This window comes from Rhizobium sp. 2MFCol3.1, from assembly GCF_000377565.1.
Classification (GTDB): Bacteria; Pseudomonadota; Alphaproteobacteria; order Rhizobiales; family Rhizobiaceae; genus Rhizobium.
Window position 1 is genome coordinate 600,231 of the sequence record NZ_KB898354.1, and the last position, 23,804, is coordinate 624,034.

Here is a 23,804-nt window from a genome sequence, read left to right on the forward strand (position 1 = left end):
GGCCATAAAGAGAAGGAACGGGTACCATGACTATCAAGCTGCATACGCCAGATATCACTGAGCTGAAGCCGCGCATCACCGTGTTCGGCGTCGGCGGTGGCGGTGGCAACGCTGTCAACAACATGATCTCCGCTGGTCTCCAGGGCGTCGACTTCGTCGTTGCCAACACGGATGCCCAGGCACTGACGATGACCAAGGCAGAGCGCATCATCCAGCTCGGCGCCAGCGTCACCGAAGGTCTCGGCGCGGGTTCGCAGCCGGAAGTCGGCCGTGCAGCTGCTGAAGAATGCATCGACGAAATCGTCGATCACCTGAACGGCACCCACATGTGCTTCGTCACCGCCGGCATGGGCGGCGGCACCGGCACCGGTGCGGCTCCCGTCGTTGCCCAGGCCGCCCGCAACAAGGGCATCCTGACGGTTGGTGTCGTAACCAAGCCGTTCCACTTCGAAGGCGGCCGCCGCATGCGTCTGGCCGAAGCGGGCATCCAGGAACTGCAGAAATCGGTCGACACGCTGATCGTCATTCCGAACCAGAACCTGTTCCGTATCGCAAACGACAAGACGACCTTCGCCGACGCATTCGCGATGGCGGATCAGGTTCTCTACTCGGGCGTTGCCTGCATCACCGACCTGATGGTGAAGGAAGGTCTCATCAACCTCGATTTCGCCGACGTCCGTTCGGTCATGCGCGAAATGGGCCGCGCGATGATGGGTACCGGCGAGGCTTCCGGCCAGGGCCGCGCGATGCAGGCTGCGGAAGCGGCGATCGCAAACCCGCTGCTCGACGAAACCTCGATGAAGGGCGCACAGGGCCTGTTGATCTCCATCACCGGTGGTCGCGACCTCACCCTCTTCGAAGTCGACGAAGCCGCTACCCGTATCCGCGAAGAAGTCGATCCGGATGCGAACATCATCCTCGGCGCGACCTTCGACGAATCGCTTGAAGGCATCATCCGCGTTTCCGTCGTCGCCACCGGCATCGACCGCGCGATGAACCAGGACGCCGGCAAGACCTTCCAGCCGGTTCAGAAGCCGATTATCCGTCCCTCGGCGGCCGTTGCTCCGGCTCCGGCCGCAGTCCAGCCTGCCCCTGTCATGCAGCAGGCACCGAAGGCCGACCAGATCGCGCAGACCATCCGCATGGCCGAAGCCGAAATGGAACGCGAACTCGACATCCACGCCCCGCGCGCGGCTGCCCCGGTTCACCAGCAGCCTGCTCCGCAGGAAACCTTCCGCCCGGCGAGCAAGATCTTCGCAGCTCCGGAAGCCGCACCGATCATCCGTCCGGCTCCGGTCCAGCAGCAGGCACCCGTGATGCAGCAGCCGGCTCCGCAGCCTGTGATGCATCAGCCGGCGCCGGTCATGCAGCAGCCTGCTCCTGTCATGCAGCAGCAGCCGGTCCGCATGCCGAAGGTCGAGGATTTCCCGCCGGTCGTTCAGGCCGAGATCGATCATCGTTCGCAGCCGGCACCCGTGTCGCATGCGCATGAAGAGCGCGGTCCGATGGGCCTCCTGAAGCGCATCACCAACTCGCTTGGTCGCCGCGAAGAGGAAGTCGCTCCTGAGATGACGTCGGCTCCGGCAGCGTCCTCGCAGCAGCGTCGCCCGCTGTCTCCTGAGGCAAGCCTTTATGCTCCGCGTCGCGGAAACCTGGATGATCAGGGCCGTGCCGTACCGCAGGCCCGCATGATGCAGGAAGACGATCAGCTCGAAATTCCGGCCTTCCTTCGCCGCCAGTCGAACTGATAAAGACACGCAGAATCGCCACGCAACAGCCCGGGAGTTCGCTCCCGGGCATTGTTGTATCAGGCACTCCGATTTGCGCCTGATTGCCTTGTGATTTCAAATGCATGCTTTCGTAACAATGCGAAAGAAACAGTGATTTGGATTGCAGCGCGGGCACACGTATGTATGGGCTGACAAACCGTCTACGTGCGCCTTGACGCAGCACCGCGATGGAGAGAATAAGCCTTGGCGGATGAGTTTCGGCATACGGGTCGCAGCGGATCGCCAGGGATAATAAAGGCAAGATTAATGGTTATTGGCATGTTGGGTTTTCAAACGACGGTATCGCGTCCGGTCTCTCTTTCGGGGATCGGCGTTCATTCGGGTGCCGACGTTTCGATTACCTTCAACCCCGCTGAAGCCGACACTGGTGTCGTATTCAATCGCATGCATGACAACGGCGAAGTGACCGAGCTTCGCGCTGTTTCCTCGCAGGTCGGCAATACCGACCTGTGCACTGTTCTCGGCTTTTCTCCGGCGCGCTCCGTCGCGACGATCGAACATGTGATGGCCGCTGTCTACGCGCTTGGCCTCGACAACGTCGTCATCGAAGTCGACGGCGCCGAAATGCCGATCATGGACGGCAGCTCGATGCCTTTCATCGACGCCATCGAACAGGTGGGTCTGGTATCGCTCGGCGTCAAGCGCCGCTACATCCGCATCACCAAGCCGGTTCGCATCGAGCATGGCGGTTCGTGGAGCGAGTTTCGTCCCTATGACGGCATGCGCTTCGAAGTCGAGATCGATTTCGACACGCCGCTGATCGGCCGCCAGAAGTGGGAAGGTGACATGACCGCCGCCACCTTCAAGTCGGAACTGTCGCGCGCCCGCACCTTCGGCTTCATGCGTGACGTCGAACGTCTCTGGGCTTCGGGCCACGCGCTCGGCTCGTCGCTGGAAAATTCGGTCGTCATCTCCGACGATCACACCGTCATCAACGTCGAAGGCCTGCGCTACGCCAAGGACGAATTCGTGCGTCACAAGACGCTCGACGCCGTCGGCGACCTGGCGCTTGCCGGCGCTCCCTTCATCGGCTGCTACCGCTCCTATCGCGGCGGCCACAAGATGAACGCCAATGCGCTGAAGGCGCTGCTCAGCGATCCGACCGCCTATGAAGTGGTCGAGACCTCGGCACCGCGCCAGCGTGTTGCCCCGCGCGATTTCATCCGCGTCAACGCTCCTGAATTTGCTCCCTGGTCGGCTTGACCTCCGTCGCATTCTTTAGGCCAGGGCCGCCTCCTTCGGGAGGCGGTTTCTTTATGTGCAACAGCCAAGTGTGATTCCCGATAGACCTTTCGCGGCAGATATTTAGCTGGGCATAATCGAGAATTATCCGGACAAAACAGACGATTATGGGCGGGGTCGCCACAAAAATGCGTTAATGCATCATCAATGCGTTGCTCTGGCCATGCATTTGTGGCTAGAAACGCCAGCGAGGCGTGGCTGCCGTTGAGGGATGGCGGCTCTTGGGATGTTCCGATGGGTTATGCAGGGTCTGAAAGTATGATGAAGACAGCGCGTGCTTTGTTCGCATCGCTCCTGGTGCTGAGCGCAGGTGCCTTGATTTCCGGATGCCAATCGGACCCCGATATCGATATTACCAAGCTCGGCCTGCAGAGCGATCCGCCTGATGTTCTCTACAATCAGGGTCTGGCCAACATGAAGGCCGGCAACATGGCGGAAGCCGCGCGCAAGTTCGATTCGATCGACCGCGAAAATCCGTTCTCTGAGTGGGCCCGCAAGGGTCTGGTTATGAGCACCTTCGTGAAGTACCGCCAAGGCCGCCTCGACGAAGCGCTGGCCTCGGGCAACCGCTACATGGCGCAGTATCCGAAGTCCAAGGATGCCGCCTATGTGCAGTACCTGATCGGTCTTACCTATTCCAAGCAGATCGTCGACGTGACGCAGGACCAGCGCGCTGCGTCCCGAACCGTCGAGGCCATGCAGGCCGTGATCGACAACTATCCCGATTCCGAATATGTCGACGACGCGCAGGCGAAGATCCGCTTTGCCCGCGACCAGCTCGCCGGCAAGGAAATGCAGATCGGCCGCTACTACATGGAGCGCAAGGAATACCTTGCCGCCATCTCGCGCTTCCGCATCGTCGTCGAGAAATACCCCAACACGAACCAGGTCGAAGAGGCGCTCGCGCGTCTGGTCGAGGCCTATTACGCGATGGGTATCGTCGAGGAAGCCCAGACGGCAGCCGCCGTTCTCGGCCACAACTACCCCGACAGCCAGTGGTACGCGGATTCCTACAAGCTGCTGAAGAGCAACGGCGCAGAGCCGCGTGAAAATCAGGGCTCGTGGATTTCGCAAGCCGGCAAGAAACTCCTCGGTACTTAAAGCCGATGCTGATCCAGCTTTCGATCCGCGATATCGTCCTGATCGAGCGGCTGGATCTTGCCTTCGAGGCGGGTCTCTCCGTTCTGACGGGGGAGACCGGCGCCGGCAAATCCATCCTGCTCGACAGCCTGTCGCTCGCCCTTGGCGGGCGCGGCGATGGCGGTCTTGTCCGCCATGGTGAGGACAAGGGGCAGGTGACGGCCGTTTTCGACGTCGGCCCCGACCACCGGGCGCGCGTGCTGCTGCGCGACAACGGCATCGACGATGACGGCGACCTGATCTTCCGCCGCGTGCAGAGCGCCGATGGCCGCACCAAGGCCTATGTCAACGACCAGCCGCTCAGCGTGCAGCTGATGCGCCAGGCCGGCCAGATGCTGGTCGAGATCCACGGACAGCACGATGACCGCGCGCTGGTCGACACCCACGCCCACCGTATCCTGCTCGACGCCTTCGCCGGCATCGCCGACGAGGTGGCCGGCGTTTCGCAGCTCTACCGCGTCTGGCGCGATACCGAGCGGACGCTGAAGAAGCACCGCGAGAAGGTCGAGGCGGCGGCGCGCGAGGCGGATTACATTCGCTCCTCCGTCGAGGAACTCGACAAGCTGGCGCCGCAGGATGGCGAGGAGGACGAGCTCGCCGAACGCCGCCAGAAGATGATGAAGGCCGAGCGGATCGCCGGCGATATCGCCGAGGCCTCCGAATTCCTCAACGGCAATGCCTCGCCCGTGCCTCATATCGCCTCGCTGGTGCGCCGGCTGGAGCGCAAGAGCCATGAGGCGCCGGGCCTGCTCGAGGACACCGTGGCGCTGCTTGATGCAGCACTCGATCAGCTGTCCAACGCGCAGATGGAAGTCGAAGCCGCACTGCGCAAGACGGAATACGATCCCAAGGAACTGGAGCGCGTCGAGGAGCGGCTTTTCGCGCTGCGCGGCGCCTCGCGCAAATACTCGGTGCCGGTCACCGAGCTGCCGGCACTCGCAATCCGCATGAGCAACGATCTGGCCGATCTCGATGCCGGCGAAGAGAAGCTTGCCAAGCTCCAGGCCGAGGTCGGCGTCGCGAAGGTCGCCTATGAGGCGGCCGCGCAGGTGGTCTCGGCCAAGCGTCACCAGGCCGGCGAGGCGCTTGCCGGAGCCGTGATGGCGGAACTGCCGGCGCTGAAGCTTGAGCGCGCTCGCTTCATGGTGGAGATCGCCTCCAACCCGGAAGAGGCTGCGGCCGAAGGCATCGACGTCGTCGAATTCCACGTCCAGACGAACCCGGGCACACGCCCCGGCTCGATCATGAAAGTCGCATCCGGCGGCGAGCTCTCGCGCTTTCTGTTGGCGCTCAAGGTGGCGCTTGCCGATCGCGGTTCGGCGCCGACGCTTGTTTTCGACGAAATCGACACGGGCGTCGGCGGTGCTGTCGCCGATGCGATCGGCCAGCGGCTGAAGCGGCTGTCGGCCAAGGTGCAGGTTCTCTCCGTCACCCACGCGCCGCAGGTGGCGGCAAGGGCCGCGACGCATCTCCTGATCTCCAAGGGACCGGCTTCCGAGGGCTCCGAAAAGATCGCTACCCGCGTGGCGACGATGGAGCCGCACGACCGCACCGAAGAGATCGCCCGCATGCTGGCCGGCGCTTCGGTGACCGAAGAGGCGAGGGCGGCTGCCAAGCGGTTGTTGACGGCGGGCGAGTAGGTCGCCTGTCGCGACAAATTTCGCGCGACATGTATTCGGCTGTTGGCGGTAGCCGCCTGACGCTTTTGCCGTGACAAAAATTGCTCTAGAAAACGACTCCTCACAGGAGCTCCGCCATGTCCGCCGCCAATCAAACGCCCGTCGAAACCCTGAGCGAAGAACAGGCCGCCGCAGAGCTTGCCTTTCTGGCGGCCGAGATCGCCAGCAATGACGAGCTCTATCATGGCAAGGACCAGCCGGCGATTTCGGATGCCGAGTACGACGCGCTGAAGCGGCGCAACGATGCGATCGAACAGCGCTTTCCCGAACTCATTCGTGACGACAGCCCGTCGCGCCGGGTCGGCGCCGCACCGCTGCCGACCTTCGCGCCAATCACCCATTCGCGGCCGATGCTGTCGCTCGACAACACGTTTTCCGACGAGGACGTGCAGGACTTCATCGGCTCGGTCTACCGCTTTCTCGGGCAACTGCCCGACGGCTCCATCGCGTTCACCGCCGAGCCGAAGATCGACGGTCTGTCGATGTCGATCCGCTATGTGGGCCGCAAGCTGGTGAGTGCCGCGACCCGCGGCGACGGCACGACGGGCGAGAACGTTACCGCCAATGTGAAGACCATCAAGCAGATCCCGAACACGCTGCCTGCGGATGCGCCGGATATCGTCGAGGTGCGCGGCGAGGTCTATATGGCCAAGAGCGACTTCCTTGCGCTCAATGCGCAGATGGAGGCCGAGGGCAAGCAGACCTATGTCAACCCGCGCAACACGGCGGCGGGGTCGCTGCGCCAGCTCGACGCCAAGGTGACGGAGAGCCGCAAGCTTCGCTTCTTCGCCTATGCCTGGGGCGAGATCTCCGAAATGCCATCGGATACGCAGATGGGCATGGTCGAGACCTTCGGCAAATGGGGTTTCCCTATCAATCCGCTGATGAAGCGGCTGTCCTCGGTCGAGGACATTCTCGGCCATTACCGCGAGATCGGGCTGAAGCGTCCCGATCTCGACTATGATATCGATGGCGTCGTCTACAAGGTGGACCGGCTCGATCTGCAACAGCGCCTCGGCTTCCGCTCGCGCAGCCCGCGCTGGGCGACTGCGCACAAGTTCCCCGCCGAGCAGGCTTTCACGACCGTTGAAAACATCGACATCCAGGTCGGCCGCACCGGCGCGCTGACGCCGGTGGCGCGACTGACGCCGGTTACCGTCGGCGGCGTCGTCGTCACCAATGCGACGCTGCACAACGAGGATTACATCAAGGGTATCGGCAATTCCGGCGAGCGCATCCGCGAGGATGATCACGACATCCGCATCGGCGACACTGTCATCGTGCAGCGGGCGGGCGACGTCATTCCGCAGGTGCTCGACGTGGTGATGGAGAAGCGGCCGGCGGGGGCGGAGGCCTATGTGTTTCCGAAAACGTGTCCGGTTTGCGGGTCGCATGCGGTGCGGGAGCGCAACGAGAAGACCGGCAAGCTCGATTCCGTCACCCGCTGCACCGGCGGCTTCGTCTGCCGCGCGCAGGCGACCGAGCACCTGAAGCATTTCGTCTCGCGCAACGCCTTCGACATCGAGGGCTTTGGCACCAAGCAGGTCGATTTCTTCTTCGAGAGCGAGGACGAGGCGCTGAAGATCCGCACGGCGCCGGATATCTTCACGCTGAAGAAGCGGCAGGAAGCCTCGACGCTGACCAAGCTCGAGAATATCGACGGCTTCGGCAAGGTGAGCGTCAAGAAGCTGTTCGATGCCATCGACGAGCGCCGCTCGATCGCGCTCAACCGCTTCATCTACGCGCTCGGTATCCGCCATGTCGGCGAGACCACCGCCAAGCTGCTCGCCCGCCATTACGGCACCTACGAGGCTTTCGAGACCGCGATGAAGGAAGCCTCGTCACTTGGTGGTGACGCGTGGCAGGACCTGAACAATGTCGAGGGCATCGGCGAAATCGTCGCCCGCGCCATCGTCGAGTTCTACAAGGAGCCGCGCAATCTCGATGTCGTCGGTCGCCTGCTGGAAGAGGTGACGCCGGAGGCCGCCGAGCAGATCGCCGCTTCCGACAGCCCGGTCGCCGGCAAGACCGTCGTCTTCACCGGCAGCCTGGAGAAATTCACCCGCGACGAGGCCAAGGCGCGCGCCGAAAGCCTCGGCGCCAAGGTCGCAGGCTCGGTGTCCAAGAAGACCGACATCCTGGTCGCCGGCCCCGGCGCCGGATCGAAGCTCGACAAGGCAAGAGAACTCGGCGTCCAGACGATGGATGAGGATGAGTGGCTGGCGTTGATTGGTGGGTGAGGTTTCAGGTGTTTGGTAGACGGTGATCGGTTGATTGCCGACCACCGTACTCTCATCGCAACCGCCCCATGGCATAAGCGTCGACATACTCGCCGGCGCGGTATCCGAAGGATTTCAGCAGCCCTTCCTGCTCGAAGCCGAATTTTCGGTAGAGCGCGATGGCGGGCTCGTTGTCGGTGTAGACGGTGAGCTCAAGGCGTTTGATGTCGAGCCAGTCGTCCGCCGCCTCGACCATTGCCGCCAGAAGCCTTCTGCCGAAACCGCGGCCCACGAAATCATCATGCACGCCCATGCCGATGCTCGCGACGTGTTGTCGGCGTCCGGAAAAGCGGTTGAGACCTCCGTTGGCGACGATCTTGTCGTCGAGCGTCACGACGAGATTGAGTGCGCCGGGCGAGGGGTTCTCCGCGTGCTTGCGGACCTCGGTCACCGATGGATAGGGCAGACGCAGCGTGCCGGCGCGAAAACCGGGAAGGTTGGTCAACTCGGCGATTGCTTCGGCGTCCGATGAAAGCAGGGCGCGCACGCGGATGTCTCCGGCCGGTGATGCTTTATCAGGCTGCGGATTTTCAGGGTCTCTGGGCATTCTGGCTCTCCTTTGTCGATACGAGGAGAGCCGGTTCCCAAAACCCTGCTCGCCTCGGCAGGGTTCTCGGGATGATCGCTATGCGTTCAACACAGCACAGCACCCGCGCACCCTTGGTGGGGCGTGGTGATATGAAGGGTCATCATGGTTGCGTTGGCGATCATGGCGCGAGGTTGCGATATGTCGCCATCTTTGTCAACTCATCCGGGTATTGCCCCCGCCGGGCCTTGCGAACCACCGGTAAAGCGACTGTGACTTTCCATGGGCGAGCGGATTTGCATCTTTCGGTCATCGCCTCGCTCAGCGGCGAGTCGTCAGATACGAACCGATAGGAAGTCCGATGAGGAAAGTGCTTACTCTCTCTGCCGTTGCCCTGATGCTGGCCTGCGCAGTGCCGGCTTATGCCCAGCAGGCTGACAGCGAAACTGTCGAGCAGCGCAACAAGGCAATCGTGCTCGATTTTTACGAGAAGGCGCTCAACCAGAAGGACTTTGCGGCGGCTGCGCCCTATCTCGGCAAGTACATCCAGCACAATCCCAACGCCGCCGACGGTCCTGAGGGACTGAAGGACTTTCTCGGCTTCCTCAAGCAGAAATATCCGCAGTCTCACAGCGAAATCAAACAGGTCTTCACCGACGGCGACTATGTGATCCTGCACGTCTTCGCGCTGCGCGAACCGGGAACACGCGGCAACGCCATCGTCGACATATTCCGCCTGAAGGACGGAAAGATCGAGGAGCACTGGGACGCGGTTCAGCCCATCCCGGAAAAGTCCGCCAACACCAATACGATGTTCTAGGCTCGGCGACCGAGACCGGCTGCGGGTCGACGTCTGCTTTTGCCGAATCGTTTCGCCGCGTCTAAAAGGGCGGCGGGACTGTCAGTCGGGAAAGTTCGCTTGAAAACCATCGCCATCGATTTCGAAACCGCCAACGAGCAGCGCGGCAGTGCCTGTTCGGTCGGGCTTGCCTGGATCGAGGATGGGGTGGTGACCAAGGTGGAGGAGCGGTTGATACGGCCGCGGGAGATGCGGTTTTCCGGCATGAACATCGCCATCCATGGTATCCGGCCTGAACATGTCGAGGATGCGCCGGAGTTTCCTGAAGTGATGGACGAGTTCGTCGATGACTTCAGGGGCGCGACCATGATCGCGCATAATGCCTCCTTCGATTTCAGCGTCTGGCGCGCCTGTCTCGATGGCTACCGGCAGGCCTATCCCGAGCTCACCTATCTCTGCAGCCTGAAGATGTCGCAGCGGATCTGGCCGCATTTTCTGTCGCACCGGCTGAATATTTTGGCCGAGCATCTCGGCCTGCGTTTCGTGCACCACAATGCCGCCGAGGATGCCGCCGTCTGCGCGCAGGCGGCGATTGCCATGGCGCGGCATGTGGGGGCTGCGGCGGTGCATGCGATTCCTGAATTCATCGGCATGAAGCCGGGGCGGCTGACCTCGCGCGGCTACGAGCCCTGCACCTGCCGCAAGGGCTAGCGGCGTAGGCTTGCTGCGGGCTGTGAAACCGGCGTGGCGCGTCTCCCTTCCTGGGCTCGATTCATGCGCATGGGGTTTCTTGCCATGCGGCAGGCTCCGCCTATCTTAGCTTGCGCAACATTGAAGCGCCGCTGAGGGAATTCCGCCATGTCCAGACTTCGCAATCTCGTCCTTTCCGCAGCCGTTCTGGCTGGTGTGTCCGCAGGTGCCGCGTCTGCGGATGTCGTCGGCAAGGTGGGAGTCGACTGGATCGGCAATGATATCCTCGTCGATGCGGTGGCCGACCCGGAGGTCAAGGGCGTCACGTGTCATGTCAGCTATTTCGACCGCAGCGTGATCGATCGCGTCAAGAACGGCAACTGGTTCGAGGATCCCTCGAACAGCGCCATTTCCTGCCATCAGACCGGGCCGATCGAGATCGGCGATATCGACCTGTCGAAGGGCGGCGACGAGGTGTTCAAGTCGGGCATCTCGCTGGTCTGGAAGAAGCTCGTCGTCACCCGCATCTACGACAAGCAGAACGATACGCTGATCTATCTGGCGCATTCGCGCGAGCTCACCAACGGATCGGCGAAGATGGCGATCTCCACCGTGTCGCTCTACGGGCAGACGGTGACCTGGAAGAACGGCAAGCCGCAGTAGGGCGAGGGGTGCGCGCAACTTTCGGTGAAGCCTGCTCTTGTCGTCCCGTGCGATATGGCAATCGTCATGCGGCGCGGATAAGGTCCGCGCCGGAGATCACATGGAAGAGGACTGATGATGGCTGGTAACTACAGGATAGCAAACGAGTTTCTGAGCGTCGACGTGTCGTCGCTGGGTGCCGAGATGCAGACGCTCGATACCAGCGACGGGCGTTCGCTGCTGTGGAACGGCGATGCGGCCTTCTGGAGCGGGCGGTCGCCGATCCTGTTTCCGATCGTCGGCAAGGCGCCTGACGATACGGTCGAGATCGAGGGCAAGAGCTACCCGATGAACCAGCATGGTTTTGCCCGCCGCGCCGAGTTCGCGCTTGCTGCGTCCAGCGATACGATGTGCCGCTATGAACTGGCGGCGTCGGAGGCGACGAAGGCAGTTTATCCGTTCGATTTCGTGCTTGCGGTGGAGCACAGCCTTGAGGGACGCATGCTGACGGTCGCCGCAGAGGTGAGCAATCGAGACCAGCGGCCGATGCCGTTTGGGCTGGGCTTCCACTCCGCCTTCGTCTGGCCGCTGCCGGGTGCCCAAGGGAGCGATCATGTGATCACGCTTGATAACAAGGCCGAGCCCGCGCTCATCCGCCTCTCCGGCGGGCTGTTGTCGTTCGCCAAGCATCCGTCGCCGTTCAGGCAAGGCCGTCTGGTGCTCGATCACAGGATGTTCGATGAGGACGCGATGGTCTTTCCTGAGGGGGCCGGCGAGGGGCTGCGCTATAGCGCCGAGGGCGGGCAGACGCTGCATTTCAGCTTCGAGAACCTGCCCAATCTGGCGCTCTGGCAGAAGCCAGGCGCACCCTTCATCTGCATCGAGCCCTGGCACGGCATGGCGGCCGAGAATGGCAGCTCCAGGGCGCTTGCCGAGCGGCCCTACAGCCAGACGCTGGAAGCGGGCAAGACCGCGCGCTTTGCCTTCTCCGTCGAGATCTTGGGTTAAGCTTAGACCAGCTGCCGATTGAAATGAAAACAGCCCGCGACGGATGCCGTCGCGGGCTGTTTCGTATTGCAGTGCTCGATCAGGCTTACGCGGCTTCGCGGGCCAGTTCGTCGGCGATGACGGTGTCGAGGTTGAGGAAGCAGACCATGGTCTTTTCCAGCGCCACGATGCCGCGGCAGAAGGCGCGCTGCTCTTCCGGGATGATTTCCGGCGCCGGCTGCAGGTCTTCGCTCTTGATGGTCATCATGTCGGAAACCTGTTCGACCAGAAGGCCGACCAGCTTGCCGGCGATGTCGGTGACGATGATGGCGGAGCGCTCGGAAGGCTCGGTCATCTTCATGCCGAGGCGGCAGGCCATGTCGATAACGGGGATGACGGCGCCGCGCAGGTTGATGAGGCCGAGAACGTAGGGCGGGGTGTGCGGCATCGGGGTGACCGGCGCCCAGCCGCGGATTTCGCGGATCGCCATGATGTCGATGCAGAATTCCTGCTCGCCGAGATGGAAGGACACGATCTCCAAATGAGAACCGGTCTGGTTGATGACAGTGCTATTCATGATCAAAATTCTTCCCAGTTGTCTCCGGCCGGAGCGGCCATGGCTCGTGCGGCGCTGCCGCCGCTGAATGCGCCCGCGACCTTGCCGATGAGGGCTCGGGCGGGAGATGATTTCGGATGCGAGGCTGCTGATGCTTCCCGCGGCGTGTGACGGGCATTCATGCCCTCGCCGATATTGAACGTGCCGATCAGCTGGATCAGGTGGTCGGCGTCGGTGGCAAGCGTATGGCTTGCCGCGTTCGTCTCTTCCACCATGGCCGCGTTTTTCTGCGTGACCTGGTCCATCTGGCTGATGGCTGTATTGATCTCGTTCAGTCCTACCGATTGTTCGCGTGCAGAGGTTACGATTGATTTAACATGTTCGTCGATCCGCGAAACATCTTCGCCGATTTCGCGCAAAGCCTGTCCCGCGGCCGTCACAAGCTCGCCGCCGGTCTTCACTTCGGCGCCGGATTTGCCGATCAGCGTCTTGATATCCTTGGCGGCGTTGGCGGCGCGCACGGCGAGTTCACGCACTTCCTGGGCCACGACCGCAAACCCCTTGCCGGCTTCGCCGGCACGGGCCGCCTCGACGCCCGCGTTCAGCGCCAGCAGGTTGGTCTGGAAGGCGATCTCGTCGATGACGTTGATGATCTGACCGATTTCGCGCGAGGCGGTCTCGATGCGTTCCATCGCGGCCATCGCGTCGTTGACGACGATATCGGACTTGGCGGTGTTCTCCCGGGTAAGGGCTACCATCTGGCCGACGCTCTCGGCGCGGTTGGTGGCGTTGCGCACCGTGGTGGTGATCTGGTCGAGCGCGGCCGATGTCTGTTCCAGCGAGGCGGCCTGCTGCTCGGTGCGCTTGGCGAGGTCATCGGCGGCCGAGCGCATCTGCCGGCCATTGGCCTGGATCGATGTGCCGTTGCGGGTGATCTCGGTCATCGTCTGGCGCAGCGTCGCGGTGGTCTGGTTGAAGTCGGCGCGCAGGCCCTCCAGCTCCGGCTTGAAGGCGTTTACGATCGTCGCGGTCACATCGCCGGCGGCAAGGCGCTTCAGGCCCTGGCCGAGCGCTGTGACGGCGGTGTTGAGCGCTTCGGTGTCGGCGAGCTTGGCGGCGTCGCGGCTGCGGCGCTCGGCGTCCGATTGCTGGCGCTCGCTTTCACTGCGCTGTTCGAGCGCGCGCTTGTCGATCGCTGCCTGCCTAAATCCTTCGGCGGCGCGGGCCATGTCGCCGATTTCGTCGCCACGTTGGGTGGCGGGCACGGGGCTGTCGAGATCGCCATTGGTGATCCGCTGCATGCTGGCGCGAACGCTCTCGATGCCGCGCCGGATCGAGCCGCCATGGATGTATTGGAGGCCGGCCATGCACAGCATGGCGATGATGCCGAGGCCGATCTGGATGTAGACGGCATCCTCGGAGATCGCGTTTGCCTGTTCGATGCGTTTCTTGGCGATGGCGCCGCCGTCGATGGCGAGCTTGTCGAGCGTCGTGGTCAGCTTGTCGCCGCCGCTGTCGATGGCGTCGTCCAGCTGGTCGAAGGCGGCTGCCGGCGCGCCGGTTTCGACCGCATTCTTGAGGTCGCCGAGGATGCTCTGCTTGAGGGCGGCGACATCGGCGTCATAATTCGAGACGAGAGCGGCTGCGTTCATTTCGTCTGCGAGCAGACGCATCTGGCTGGCGCCGCTCGAGAGCTGCGCGATCGAATCGTTCATCAGCTTCAGGCGTTCCGTCGTGACCACCTTGCTGTCGCGATCGACGATGGTGTCCATCGCCGCCAGAATGAGCGTGAGGTTGGCCGTGCGCATCTCGTTGATGTAGTCGACGCTTGCCTGGATTTCGTTGGCCCGATCGAGCGCCTTGCGCACCGTGATGTTTTCATACCATCCGATGCCCATCATCGCGCCGAAGCCGATCAATGCCGCGCCGGCGAGCGTTCCGAGCCTCTGGCTGACGGAAAGGCTCTTACGCACTGTCATGTCTGTCATGTGAAGACTTGTCCCCTCCGCGATGAGCGCGGTCATGTTCTCATTCGCCAGCAAGCGGATATGCGGGATCAAGCTCCAGCCGGACATCATGTCAGTCGAACGGCGAGCGTCCTATCCGGGGCTAAATATGCCAATGACTTTTTAAGTATTTGCTAACGATAAACGGTCGGTCTGCGATTGCGCTCAGCATGGGGTGAGGCAATTCATCACGGCCCGAAAAACGTCTTGTTGAATTGCGCGGCTGCCGGCGACGCGATATCAGGCAAGGGGACGGGATTGCTTTCCCGGGCGAGGAAATTATCGATGAAAACAGTGCGTATCGCCGTGTGGGTTGCCGTGTTTCTGATGGCCGGTATCCTGGGATGGCTGACCTTGAATGTGACGCAGACCAAGGAGGTCGCCTCCGACGGTCCGTTCGGCGTGCCGTTCACGCTTGTGGCCCAGGATGGCAAGCCGATCACCGAGCAGGCGTTTCGCGGCAAGCCGTCGGCGGTGTTCTTCGGCTTCACGCATTGCCCCGAGGTCTGCCCGACGACGCTGTTCGAACTCGATGGCTGGCTGAAGCAGGTCGATCCCAATGGCGATAAGCTGCATGCCTATTTCGTCAGCGTCGATCCGGAGCGTGATACGCCCGATGTGATGAACCAGTATGTGTCGAACGTTTCCAAGCGCATCGTCGGCATTTCGGGCGCGCCGGACAAGGTGGCGGACGTGATCAAGGGTTACCGCGTCTACGCCAAGAAGGTGCCGGTCGACGAAAACAACCCCAATGGCGACTACACCATGGATCACACGGCCTCGGTGTTCCTGCTCGATTCCCAAGGGCGTTTCGCTGGAACGATCGCCTATGGCGAAAATCCCGATACGGCGGTAAAAAAGCTGGAGAACCTCGCCAACAAGGGATGAGATCATGGCGCCGGGGCATCGCAGCATTCTGATTGCAGGCGCCGGCACGACCGGTCTTACCGTTGCCCTCGAGCTCGCCCGACGCGGCTTTCGCCCGCGTGTCGTCGACAATGACCTCGGTCCCGTTCCGCTTGCCGAAAGCAGGGCTCTCGGCGTCAATGCGCGGACGCTGACGCTGCTTGGTCCATCGCGGGTAACGGATGCCATTCTGCAGGAGGCGCAGCAGATCGCGCAGTTTCGCGCGACCTCCGAGGGTCATCGCCTGGCGACGGTCGATACGACGAAGCTGCCGGGGCGCTTCAGCGCCATTTACGCGCTGGCGCAGGGACATACCGAACGACTGCTTCTCAGCAAGCTCGATGATTACGAGGTCGATCCCGAATGGCAGACCGCGATCGAGAAGGTATCCGGCGATGCCAAGCCCGTCGTCACGCTGCGCAAGCCTGACGGGACGGTCGAGACCGCGACGTTCGATATCGTCATCGGGGCGGATGGCGCGCATTCGGTGGTGCGCAAGGCTGTCGGTATCGGCTTTCCGGGGGAGGCGCTGGAGAGCAGCTTCTATCTGGCCGACTTTCACTACAAGAAGGAGATCGACCCGCATTTCATCGAGATGCAGCTGGTCGATCCAGGCATGATCGGCAGGATCCCGGTCGAGCGCGATGTGCTGCGGTTCATTTCGACGCTGCCGGATTTCGAGACGAAGATCGTTCATCCCGGGCCGGTGGCGGAGCGTCTCTGGGCCTCGGAGTTTCGCATTCACTTCCGGCATGTCGAAGCGATGGCCAAGGGCAATGTGTTTCTGGCCGGCGATGCCGCGCATATCCATTCGCCTGCCGGTGCGCGCGGCATGAATCTCGGGATCGAGGATGCCTGCTGGCTCGCTTATCTGATTTCCGAGGGCCGGGAGAGCGAGTACAGTCGGCTTCGATTGCCGGCGGTAAAGACCGTGCTGAAGCAGACGCGGCAGCTGACAAGGCTGATTGCGATGCGCAATCGACTGGCTATTTCGATCCGGAACCTTGCGGTGCCGGTGCTTTTTAGACTACCTGCATTCCAACGAAGATTGCTGACCGGCGTTGCGGGCTACGACACGCCGCCGCCGCCGTGGATCGACGGCGCGTTGTAACGGGAAAGACCGACCTTGAGTGAAATCCGCCTCTATGTGACGACGACAGAAGTGCTGGCCGGGGAAGTGCTCGACCTTTTGTCCGAGGTGTTCGGCGAAGAAGACTTCGCCATCGCCACCACCGAAATCGACGAGAAGAAGGACATCTGGGAAGCCTCCGTCTACATGATGCAGGTCGACGAAGATGACGTCCGCGTCCGCGTCGAGGCGGCGCTTTCAGAAGCGTTCCCGGATATGACGGTCGAGCGCGAGGTCATTCCCGATGTCGATTGGGTGGCGAAGTCGCTCGAGGGGCTGAAGCCGGTCCGGGCAGGGCGCTTCCTGGTTCATGGCTCGCACGACCGCGACAAGGTGCGCTCCGGCGATATCGCCATCGAGATCGATGCCGGCCAAGCCTTCGGCACCGGCCATCACGGCACGACGGCGGGCTGCCTTGAGGTCATCGACCGCGTAGTGCGCTCGCGCCGCGTCCGCAACGCGCTCGATCTCGGCACCGGCAGCGGCGTTCTGGCGATCGCTGTGCGCAAGCTGAAGAACATTCCGGTTCTCGCCACCGACATCGATCCGATCGCCACCCGTGTCGCGGCCGAGAACGTGCGCCGCAACGGCATCGCGTCGGGTATCGTCACGGAGACGGCGCCCGGGTTTCATTCGACGGCGTTTTCGAACCATGGTCCGTTCGACCTCATCATCGCCAATATCCTGGCGCGGCCGCTGATCAAGATGGCGCCGCAGCTCGTCACGCATCTGGCGCCGGGCGGATCGGTGATCCTGTCGGGCATTCTGGCGTCGCAGCGCTGGAAGGTGCTGGCGGCCTATAATGGCGCGCATCTGAGGCATGTGCGCACGATCTGGCGCAATGGCTGGGTGACGATCCATCTCGACCGGCCGTAAGGTCTGGATCCAAGTCCACATTCAAAAAAAAGCCCCGAGCGCCTGATTGGCCTCGGGGCTTTTGCATTTGGATCGCGTCACATCGCGACAAAAAGAAAAGGCGGCGCCAATGGCACCGCCTTGCGACCGGTTTCCCGATCATGTCTGCGAGCTTGATGAGGAGGAGTGCTCAAGCAGACGTCTACTTATTCTGATCGCCGTTCCGGTGAGGGAGGAGGAGAGCGGAGCGGCGCGTTGCTCAGAATGCGTAGCTTCTTGCGGCGCCAGCGAGAATGGTGCGGGGGCCTTCGTTCAGCGGGCGACGAGCGCCGATGATATGACGGACAGTCTGGCGCTCGCCAGCCTGTACCGGGCTGCTGTAAGCGGAGCGCGACAGAGAGGCAGTCATTTCAAAATTCCTTTTGTTTCCGGTTCACTTTGAACCATTCGATGAGCGCCTTATAACCGATCGAAAAAATCGAGGCAGAGGGTTTGTCTCATGGGAGCCATGCAGCCAATGCATAAAGCGTGCCAAGCCGGTGAATTGCGCCTCATTTCCGCCCAAATATTACGCGGCTTTCGATCATCGGCGCGACGCGGTTTTTCTCCCGTTCGCGTGAAATTCCGATAATATAGCGGCATTCCGCCTGCCGGATTCGTGTTGAATGTCGGACCAAACATCAGGTTTTTGAGCATGTACCAGTCTTTCGAAGTCACCTCCACGCCACAATTCGGCCGCGATCGCACCTCTGCGCTGCGTGCAAGTTTCGACGATCTTCAGATCGACGCCTTTCTTGTCCCCAGGGCGGACGAGTTCAACGGCGAATATGTGCCGGCGTGTTCGGAACGGCTGGCGTGGCTGACGGGCTTCACCGGTTCGGCCGGTATGGCGCTGGTGACGCGCACTGAGGCGATCGTGTTCGTCGATGGCCGCTATGTGACGCAGCTTGCCGAGCAGGTGGACGGTTCGGTGTTTACGGGCGGCGATCTCGTCAACGAGCCGCCGCATCTGTGGCTCGGCAATCACGGCGCCAAGGGGCTCCGCCTCGGGATCGATCCGTGGCTGCATTCGGGCGCCGAGGTCAAGCGGCTGGAGAAGGCGCTGGACGCGATCGGTGGTTCGCTGGTCATCCTCCCGCACAATCCGCTCGATAGGCTCTGGGCCGACCGGCCGCAGGAGCCGCTGGGCGCCGTTGCCATCCAGAACGTGGCGCAGGCTGGTATTCTCGCCGATGAGAAGATCGCCAGGATCGCGGCCGATCTCGCGGCCAAGGATATCAAGGCGGTTCTGATCGCCGATCCGTCGTCGGTCGCCTGGATTTTCAACATTCGCGGCGCCGACGTGCCGCACACGCCGCATCCGCTGGCGCGCGCCATCATCTATGCCGATGGCAAGGCCGATCTGTTTCTCGACAAGCGCAAGACTGGGATCGAGCAGGAGGCCTATCTGGCGCAGATGTGCGTGCAGCTGCCGCCATCGGCGCTCGAGGACAAGCTTTCGGCAGTCTCCAAGGATGGCGGCCGCGTGCTCGTCGATCCCGATCTCACCTCCTACGGGCTTGCCAGCATCATCCGCGCGGCTGGCGGTGTCGTGGTCGAGGGCAACGATCCGGCGAAGCTGCCGCGGGCGGTGAAGAACAGCGTCGAGATCAACGGGTCGGCGGCAGCGCATCTGCAGGATGGTGCGGCGATGGTCGAGTTCCTGTGCTGGCTGGCGCAGACCAAGCCCGGCACGGTGACCGAGATCGAGGTCGCCGAGAAGCTCGAGGCGGCGCGTGCAAAGGTTGGGCAGAGCATGCAGAACCCGCTGAAGGACATTTCCTTTGACACGATCTCCGGTGCCGGACCGCATGCGGCGATCATGCACTACCGGGTAACGACCGAGAGCAACCGCAAGCTTGAGGCGGGCGAGCTGTTCCTGATCGATTCCGGCGCGCAATACATAAACGGCACCACCGACATCACCCGCACGGTCGGCGTCGGTACGGTTTCGGAAGAGCAGAAGCGGTTCTTCACGCTGGTGCTGAAGGGGATGATCCAGATCAGCACGGCGCGGTTCCCGAAGGGGACGCGCGGCTGCGATCTCGATCCGCTGGCGCGCATCGCGCTGTGGCGGGCAGGGGCCGATTTCGGCCATGGCACCGGTCACGGCGTCGGCTCCTATCTCTCGGTTCACGAGGGGCCGCAGCGGATCTCCAGGATGTCGACGCAAGAGCTGCTTCCGGGCATGATCCTCTCCAACGAGCCCGGTTACTATCGTCCGGGCGCCTTCGGAATCCGCATCGAGAACCTGATCTATGTGCGCGATGCCGAGCCGGTCGAGGGCGGCGACATGCCGGTGCTGAGCTTCGAAACGCTGACCTTCTGCCCGATCGACCGCAGCCTCGTCATTCCCGAGCTGCTCACCCATGACGAGCTGCACTGGTTCAACGATTATCACGTGAAGACGCGTGAGGCGCTGATGCCGCTGATCCATGACCACGAGGTCAAGGCGTGGCTGGAGAATGCGACGCTGCCGCTGGAATACTGAGAACTATCGAAACTGTGGAGCGGCGACCGTGATCGGTCGCCGCGTCAGCCGCCGATCGTGTGGCGCCAGGCCATGACGACCGCCCAGGCGGCGACCAGCATCCATGTGTGCGAGACGCGCAGGCCGACGAGCAGAGCGACGACCAGTGCCAGCTTGGTTTCCCAGCCGCCGGTGAAGAAGGCGGGGGCGACGAGCGTGGTCAAGACCGCTGCCGGCACAGCGGCAAGAGCTGCTTCCATGCGCGGCGGAATGCGCTTCATCGTGGTGATCAGGATATAGCCGCCGATACGCGTCGCATAGGTTGCGACGGCGGCCGCCAGGATGATCAGCAACATGTGGGGATCGAAGGTCACGTCACACCTCGTGCAGATCGGATTCGAGTTCCTGCGCCGTCGGCGGCGGCGGGAACAAAGCGGCCAGCAGGATGCCGGCGGCAGCGCCCAGGCTCACATGCCAGGGCGAGCCGACATAGTGATAGGCGACGACCGAGGCGACGGCGCTGACGGCGGCCACCGGAATGAAGTTGTCGCGGTGGCGGAAATCGAGAACGATGCCGAGGAAATAGGCCGGCAGCAGGATGTCGAGGCCGATCGACTTCGGATCGCCGATATAGCGGCCGAGCGTGCCGCCGAGCAGGCTGACCAGCGTCCACGGAACATAGATGATCAGGCCGAAACCGAGATACCAGGAGAAGGTCACCGGCTTGCCCGCTTCGCCGCGCTTCACCGTTTCGGCGAATTGCGGATCGACGAGCAGGAAGAAGGTGAAGAACTTCTGCAGCTTGGTGAAATGCTTGATGTAGGGCGCGATCGCCGCCGAATAGAGCACGTGGCGGAAATTGACAGCGAGGATCGAGGCGACGATCAGCCACGCCTGGACGTCATGGCCGAAAAGCTCGAGACCGACCATCTGGCTGGCGCCGGCATAGACGGTGGCGCTCATGAAGGTGAGTTCGAACAGCGACATGCCATGATCGGCGGCCAGAGCGCCGAACAGCGCGCCAAACGGGGCGGACGCAAGCGCGATGGGGAAACCGCCGCGCAGGCCGTCGATAAAATTCGCGCGTGACATCCGCGATCATCCTCCTGGAATTTGGAACCCCTCTAAGGGGCGAGGGCTACGGCGGCAAGCGAATTTCCTTGATTGACCGATCGATTTCGCTGAACGGTGCCAATGCAGTAGCCGTAAAGCCAATGAGGGGACGATGAAGCCGATCGAATTTTCCAAGGATGAGAAGGCGGCGCTGATCGCGCGCATCCAGCTCCACTTCGACCGCGAGCTTGATCAGCCGATCGGCCTGTTGAAGGCCGAACTGGTGCTTGATTTCTTCGCAAAGGAGGTGGGAGCTGCCTATTATCGCCAGGGCATCGACGATGCGCAGGCAGCGCTGGCGCGCCGCATCGACGACTTCTCGGATGATGTCTATCAGTTGCAGCGCGAGGCCGGTGATTAGAGCATTTGTTGTTACGCAATTCCGGACGCAAAACCGCGCTACACTTTTGCTGGAATTGCTCTAGTTTTCGATCAGCTGCTCGCTGGTGACGATGTCGATGCCGCTTTCGCGCATCTCCTTGATCGCAGCCCCCACGCCTTCCGGCGTGATGCCACGGCTGGCGTCCTCGATGAAGCGCACCTTGACGCCGGGGAGCATTTCGAGCGCATCGAGGGCCGAGAACTTGACGCAGTAATCGGTGGCGAGGCCGCAGAGGTCGAGCTCGGTGACGCCCTGTTCCTTGAGATAGTCGGCGAGGCCGGTGATGGCGTCCCGGTCGTTGTCGCGGAAGGCGGAGTAGCTGTCGACGTGGTGCTTCTCGCCCTTCTGGAAGATCACGTCGATCTCGGGCACCCTGAGTTCGGGATGTAACTCGGCATCTTTCGTGCCCTGGACGCAATGGTCCGGCCACATCATCTGCGGCTTGCCTGAGAGTTCGTGGAGTTCGAAGGGTTGCTTGCCTTCATGAGAGGAGGCGAAGCTGCCGTGGCCTTCCGGATGCCAGTCCTGCGAGGCGACGATCAGGTCGTATCGGTCGCTCGCGATCAGCCGGTTGGCGATCGGGACCACCTTGTCGCCATCGGGAACGGCGAGGTTTCCGCCGGGGCAGAACCCGTTCTGGATATCGATCAGCAGCAAGGCCTTCATTGGCAGTTTCTCCACCTATTGTTGCACGGCAACATGCCAAGACGTGTGTGATGGCGCAAGAGTGGAAACGCCCCGCCAGTGCGGCGGGGCGCAATTTTATCGATCAGGCGTGCTTGGCAACCTGCTGTGCATTCGGGCGGTGACCCTTCAGGCCGTAGAAGACGATGTATGCGTAGCACACGATCGGCATCAGGAAGGCGAGGTGAATGCCGATCGTATCGGCGAGAACGCCCTGGAGAACAGGAAGGAGCGCGCCGCCGACGATCGCCAGGCACAGGATGCCGGAGCCCTGGCTGGTGAACTTGCCGAGGCCATAGAGGCCGAGCGAGAAGATCGTCGGGAACATGATCGAGTTGAACAGGCCAACCGCGAGGATCGCCCACATGGCGGTGTGGCCGGTGGTGAACACGGTGACGAGCAGCAGGATGATGACGGCGGCCGCGTTAAAGGCGAGCGCCTTGCCGTCGTCGACATAGCGCATGGCAACCGCGCCGATGAAGCGACCGACCATGGCGCCACCCCAGAAATAGGAGACGTAGTGGGCGGCGTCGGCTTCCGAGAAGCCGGCGATGTCGGGCTGGCTCATGAAGTTGACGAGGAAGCTGCCGATGCTGACTTCTGCGCCGACATAGACGAAGATGCCGATGGCGCCCAGCACGAGGTGGCGGAACTGCCAGGCAGAACCACCGCCGACGATCGGTTCGATCTCCTCATCGCCTTCGACCTGCGGCAGCTTGAGAGCCGCGAACACGGCGGCGAGTACCAGGAATGCGGCGGCAAGCAGCATGTAGGGGAACTTCACGGCGCCGGCTTCAGCGATCCTGATCGCGTCGAGCTGTTCGGGCGTGGCGCTGGAAACGGCCGCGGTGGCTGCCGACAGGATCAGGAAGGCGCCGAAGATCGGCGCGATCGTGGTGCCGAGCGCGTTGAAGGCCTGGGTCATGGTCAGGCGGCTGGCGGCGGTATCCGGCGGGCCAAGAACGGTGACATAGGGGTTGGCCGCGACCTGCAGCAGCGTGACGCCGCATGCCAGCACGAAGAGCGCGCCGAGGAACAGGCCGTAGACGCGGTAGCTTGCGGCCGGAACGAAGAGCGCGCAGCCGATGGCGGCAACGATCAGGCCGAGCACGATGCCCCACTTATAGCCGATGCGCTTGACGATCGCGCCCGATGGCAGCGAGGCGATGAAATAGGCGCCGAAGAAGCACAGCTGAATAAGCATCGACTGCGTGTAATTCAGCTGGAAGACGTTCTTCAGATGCGGAACGAGGATGTCGTTCAGGCAGGTGATGAAACCCCACATGAAGAACAGCGATGTCAGGGCAATGAGCGCGAATTGATAGTTGGCTGCCGGGGACGACGACGCCGACGTCTTCGCAGCATTGTTTGTTGTTATACTGGCCACTTTGGAACCTCCTGTTGTGGACGCCGGGTATTTTCCTTTGAATGCCGTTGTCAAAACGGGCCGGCGGTGGCTCGGCGGGGCGCTCTGGGGGGAAGCGTGCAGCAAGCCACGGTGCGTCATATATGCGCAATTCGCAGATTTCGATAGTATTCAAAGTGTTTTGTTGTGCTTTGCAGTAAAATGTTTCGCATTTGCGAGATGGTGGCGTGGGGAGAGGGTGATTTTGGGGTGTTTGCGGGGGCGAAAGACCCTCTCTGCCTGCCGGCATCTCCCCCACAAGGGGGGAGAACGCTGGGGGTGGCCGCTCGCTCCACGCTCACTGTCTGGGCGAGCGATATCCGCGAGTCTTCTCCCCCCTTGTGGGGGAGATGGCCGGCAGGCCAGAGAGGGCGTTGCACGGCAGAACGCCAACCGTCATTCAACACCACGCACGCCAAAACCGCGCGCGAAGCAAAACCTCGCGACGGTCGGCGGTATAAAACGGGAAGGGCAGGCGGTTTGTG

Annotated in this window: 22 protein-coding genes; 14 read left to right on the forward strand and 8 right to left on the reverse strand. The window is 62.3% G+C overall.

The window, feature by feature from the left end; all coding sequences use genetic code 11:
- Positions 1-26 precede the first annotated feature (26 nt).
- The 5 genes from ftsZ to ligA all read left to right on the forward strand — a co-directional run bounded on the left by ftsZ (position 27) and on the right by ligA (position 8,091).
- Complete coding sequence (gene ftsZ, locus D460_RS0105815) at positions 27-1,748, forward strand: cell division protein FtsZ (RefSeq protein ID WP_018897576.1); 1,722 nt, start codon at positions 27-29, stop codon at positions 1,746-1,748.
- Between the two features lie 288 nt (positions 1,749-2,036).
- Positions 2,037-2,993, forward strand: a complete 957-nt coding sequence (gene lpxC, locus D460_RS0105820; RefSeq protein WP_018897577.1) for a UDP-3-O-acyl-N-acetylglucosamine deacetylase — start codon at positions 2,037-2,039, stop codon at positions 2,991-2,993.
- A 273-nt stretch (positions 2,994-3,266) separates the two neighbouring features.
- Entirely contained in the window at positions 3,267-4,133 is an 867-nt protein-coding gene (locus D460_RS0105825) for an outer membrane protein assembly factor BamD (RefSeq protein WP_026282828.1), read from the forward strand.
- 5 nt (positions 4,134-4,138) lie between these two features.
- On the forward strand, positions 4,139-5,812 hold the full coding sequence (recN, locus tag D460_RS0105830; RefSeq protein WP_018897579.1) for a DNA repair protein RecN: 1,674 nt from the start codon (positions 4,139-4,141) through the stop codon (positions 5,810-5,812).
- A 116-nt stretch (positions 5,813-5,928) separates the two neighbouring features.
- Positions 5,929-8,091, forward strand: a complete 2,163-nt coding sequence (ligA, locus tag D460_RS0105835) for an NAD-dependent DNA ligase LigA (RefSeq protein WP_018897580.1) — start codon at positions 5,929-5,931, stop codon at positions 8,089-8,091.
- 52 nt (positions 8,092-8,143) lie between these two features.
- On the opposite strand, the gene D460_RS0105840 is transcribed toward ligA, so the two are convergent.
- Positions 8,144-8,677 carry a GNAT family N-acetyltransferase gene (locus tag D460_RS0105840; RefSeq protein ID WP_018897581.1) on the reverse strand — a complete coding sequence of 178 codons (534 nt, stop codon included), beginning with the start codon at positions 8,675-8,677 and terminating at the stop codon, positions 8,144-8,146.
- 340 nt (positions 8,678-9,017) lie between these two features.
- Between D460_RS0105840 and D460_RS0105845 the strand changes: the two genes are divergently transcribed.
- From D460_RS0105845 to D460_RS0105860, 4 genes are all read left to right on the forward strand, one after another.
- Positions 9,018-9,476, forward strand: a complete 459-nt coding sequence (locus D460_RS0105845; RefSeq protein WP_026282829.1) for a nuclear transport factor 2 family protein — start codon at positions 9,018-9,020, stop codon at positions 9,474-9,476.
- A gap of 99 nt (positions 9,477-9,575) precedes the next feature.
- Positions 9,576-10,166, forward strand: coding sequence for a 3'-5' exonuclease (locus D460_RS0105850; RefSeq protein WP_018897583.1), 591 nt, complete (start codon positions 9,576-9,578; stop codon positions 10,164-10,166).
- Positions 10,167-10,313: 147 nt separating this feature from the next.
- Positions 10,314-10,808: a CreA family protein gene (locus D460_RS0105855; RefSeq protein ID WP_018897584.1), complete on the forward strand. Its 495-nt coding sequence runs from the start codon at positions 10,314-10,316 to the stop codon at positions 10,806-10,808.
- A 117-nt stretch (positions 10,809-10,925) separates the two neighbouring features.
- Entirely contained in the window at positions 10,926-11,795 is an 870-nt protein-coding gene (locus D460_RS0105860; RefSeq protein ID WP_026282830.1) for an aldose 1-epimerase family protein, read from the forward strand.
- Positions 11,796-11,880: 85 nt separating this feature from the next.
- Here the strand turns inward: D460_RS0105860 and D460_RS0105865 are convergent, their stop codons facing one another.
- Both D460_RS0105865 and D460_RS0105870 read right to left on the reverse strand, forming a co-directional pair.
- Entirely contained in the window at positions 11,881-12,351 is a 471-nt protein-coding gene (locus D460_RS0105865) for a chemotaxis protein CheW (RefSeq protein WP_037110830.1), read from the reverse strand.
- A gap of 2 nt (positions 12,352-12,353) precedes the next feature.
- Positions 12,354-14,318, reverse strand: coding sequence for a HAMP domain-containing methyl-accepting chemotaxis protein (locus D460_RS0105870; protein ID WP_026282832.1), 1,965 nt, complete (start codon positions 14,316-14,318; stop codon positions 12,354-12,356).
- Between the two features lie 303 nt (positions 14,319-14,621).
- Here D460_RS0105870 and D460_RS0105875 point away from each other — a divergent pair, with 303 nt between their 5' ends.
- Genes D460_RS0105875 through D460_RS0105885 form a run of 3 tightly spaced genes read left to right on the forward strand, consistent with a single transcriptional unit; the run spans position 14,622 to position 17,247 of the window.
- Positions 14,622-15,224, forward strand: coding sequence for an SCO family protein (locus D460_RS0105875; protein ID WP_018897588.1), 603 nt, complete (start codon positions 14,622-14,624; stop codon positions 15,222-15,224).
- 4 nt (positions 15,225-15,228) lie between these two features.
- Positions 15,229-16,353, forward strand: coding sequence for an NAD(P)/FAD-dependent oxidoreductase (locus D460_RS0105880; RefSeq protein ID WP_018897589.1), 1,125 nt, complete (start codon positions 15,229-15,231; stop codon positions 16,351-16,353).
- Between the two features lie 15 nt (positions 16,354-16,368).
- Complete coding sequence (locus tag D460_RS0105885; RefSeq protein WP_018897590.1) at positions 16,369-17,247, forward strand: 50S ribosomal protein L11 methyltransferase; 879 nt, start codon at positions 16,369-16,371, stop codon at positions 17,245-17,247.
- 238 nt (positions 17,248-17,485) lie between these two features.
- Here D460_RS0105885 and D460_RS36345 read toward each other — a convergent pair whose 3' ends face one another.
- Positions 17,486-17,635, reverse strand: coding sequence for a hypothetical protein (locus D460_RS36345; RefSeq protein ID WP_018897591.1), 150 nt, complete (start codon positions 17,633-17,635; stop codon positions 17,486-17,488).
- A gap of 285 nt (positions 17,636-17,920) precedes the next feature.
- On the opposite strand from D460_RS36345, the gene D460_RS0105890 reads away from it, so the two are divergent.
- The gene (locus D460_RS0105890; RefSeq protein ID WP_018897592.1) at positions 17,921-19,756 is read left to right on the forward strand and encodes an aminopeptidase P family protein; all 1,836 of its coding nucleotides are present in this window, start codon (positions 17,921-17,923) and stop codon (positions 19,754-19,756) included.
- Between the two features lie 44 nt (positions 19,757-19,800).
- Here D460_RS0105890 and D460_RS0105895 read toward each other — a convergent pair whose 3' ends face one another.
- Positions 19,801-20,109 (reverse strand): AzlD domain-containing protein, encoded by a 309-nt coding sequence (locus tag D460_RS0105895; RefSeq protein ID WP_018897593.1) that lies wholly within the window; start codon positions 20,107-20,109, stop codon positions 19,801-19,803.
- 1 nt (position 20,110) lies between these two features.
- Positions 20,111-20,827: an AzlC family ABC transporter permease gene (locus tag D460_RS0105900; RefSeq protein ID WP_018897594.1), complete on the reverse strand. Its 717-nt coding sequence runs from the start codon at positions 20,825-20,827 to the stop codon at positions 20,111-20,113.
- 133 nt (positions 20,828-20,960) lie between these two features.
- Here D460_RS0105900 and D460_RS0105905 point away from each other — a divergent pair, with 133 nt between their 5' ends.
- Positions 20,961-21,209: a DUF2164 domain-containing protein gene (locus tag D460_RS0105905; protein WP_018897595.1), complete on the forward strand. Its 249-nt coding sequence runs from the start codon at positions 20,961-20,963 to the stop codon at positions 21,207-21,209.
- A gap of 60 nt (positions 21,210-21,269) precedes the next feature.
- Here the strand turns inward: D460_RS0105905 and pncA are convergent, their stop codons facing one another.
- A complete protein-coding gene (pncA, locus tag D460_RS0105910) occupies positions 21,270-21,896 on the reverse strand; it encodes a bifunctional nicotinamidase/pyrazinamidase (RefSeq protein WP_018897596.1) in 627 nt (208 codons plus the stop codon).
- A gap of 103 nt (positions 21,897-21,999) precedes the next feature.
- Positions 22,000-23,292, reverse strand: coding sequence for a sugar MFS transporter (locus D460_RS0105915; protein WP_245267714.1), 1,293 nt, complete (start codon positions 23,290-23,292; stop codon positions 22,000-22,002).
- Positions 23,293-23,804 lie beyond the last annotated feature (512 nt).

Coding starts and splice junctions, on each gene's coding strand:
- D460_RS0105825 (WP_026282828.1), top strand. CDS start 3,267: ATGGGTTATGCAGGGTCTGAAAGTATGATGAAGACAGCGCGTGCTTTG.
- D460_RS0105840 (WP_018897581.1), bottom strand. CDS start 8,677: ATGCCCAGAGACCCTGAAAATCCGCAGCCTGATAAAGCATCACCGGCC.
- pncA (WP_018897596.1), bottom strand. CDS start 21,896: ATGAAGGCCTTGCTGCTGATCGATATCCAGAACGGGTTCTGCCCCGGC.
- D460_RS0105865 (WP_037110830.1), bottom strand. CDS start 12,351: ATGAATAGCACTGTCATCAACCAGACCGGTTCTCATTTGGAGATCGTG.
- D460_RS0105875 (WP_018897588.1), top strand. CDS start 14,622: ATGAAAACAGTGCGTATCGCCGTGTGGGTTGCCGTGTTTCTGATGGCC.
- D460_RS0105880 (WP_018897589.1), top strand. CDS start 15,229: ATGGCGCCGGGGCATCGCAGCATTCTGATTGCAGGCGCCGGCACGACC.
- D460_RS0105905 (WP_018897595.1), top strand. CDS start 20,961: ATGAAGCCGATCGAATTTTCCAAGGATGAGAAGGCGGCGCTGATCGCG.
- ftsZ (WP_018897576.1), top strand. CDS start 27: ATGACTATCAAGCTGCATACGCCAGATATCACTGAGCTGAAGCCGCGC.
- D460_RS36345 (WP_018897591.1), bottom strand. CDS start 17,635: ATGACTGCCTCTCTGTCGCGCTCCGCTTACAGCAGCCCGGTACAGGCT.
- ligA (WP_018897580.1), top strand. CDS start 5,929: ATGTCCGCCGCCAATCAAACGCCCGTCGAAACCCTGAGCGAAGAACAG.
- recN (WP_018897579.1), top strand. CDS start 4,139: ATGCTGATCCAGCTTTCGATCCGCGATATCGTCCTGATCGAGCGGCTG.
- D460_RS0105890 (WP_018897592.1), top strand. CDS start 17,921: ATGTACCAGTCTTTCGAAGTCACCTCCACGCCACAATTCGGCCGCGAT.
- D460_RS0105860 (WP_026282830.1), top strand. CDS start 10,926: ATGGCTGGTAACTACAGGATAGCAAACGAGTTTCTGAGCGTCGACGTG.
- lpxC (WP_018897577.1), top strand. CDS start 2,037: ATGGTTATTGGCATGTTGGGTTTTCAAACGACGGTATCGCGTCCGGTC.
- D460_RS0105845 (WP_026282829.1), top strand. CDS start 9,018: ATGAGGAAAGTGCTTACTCTCTCTGCCGTTGCCCTGATGCTGGCCTGC.
- D460_RS0105870 (WP_026282832.1), bottom strand. CDS start 14,318: ATGACAGACATGACAGTGCGTAAGAGCCTTTCCGTCAGCCAGAGGCTC.
- D460_RS0105855 (WP_018897584.1), top strand. CDS start 10,314: ATGTCCAGACTTCGCAATCTCGTCCTTTCCGCAGCCGTTCTGGCTGGT.
- D460_RS0105900 (WP_018897594.1), bottom strand. CDS start 20,827: ATGTCACGCGCGAATTTTATCGACGGCCTGCGCGGCGGTTTCCCCATC.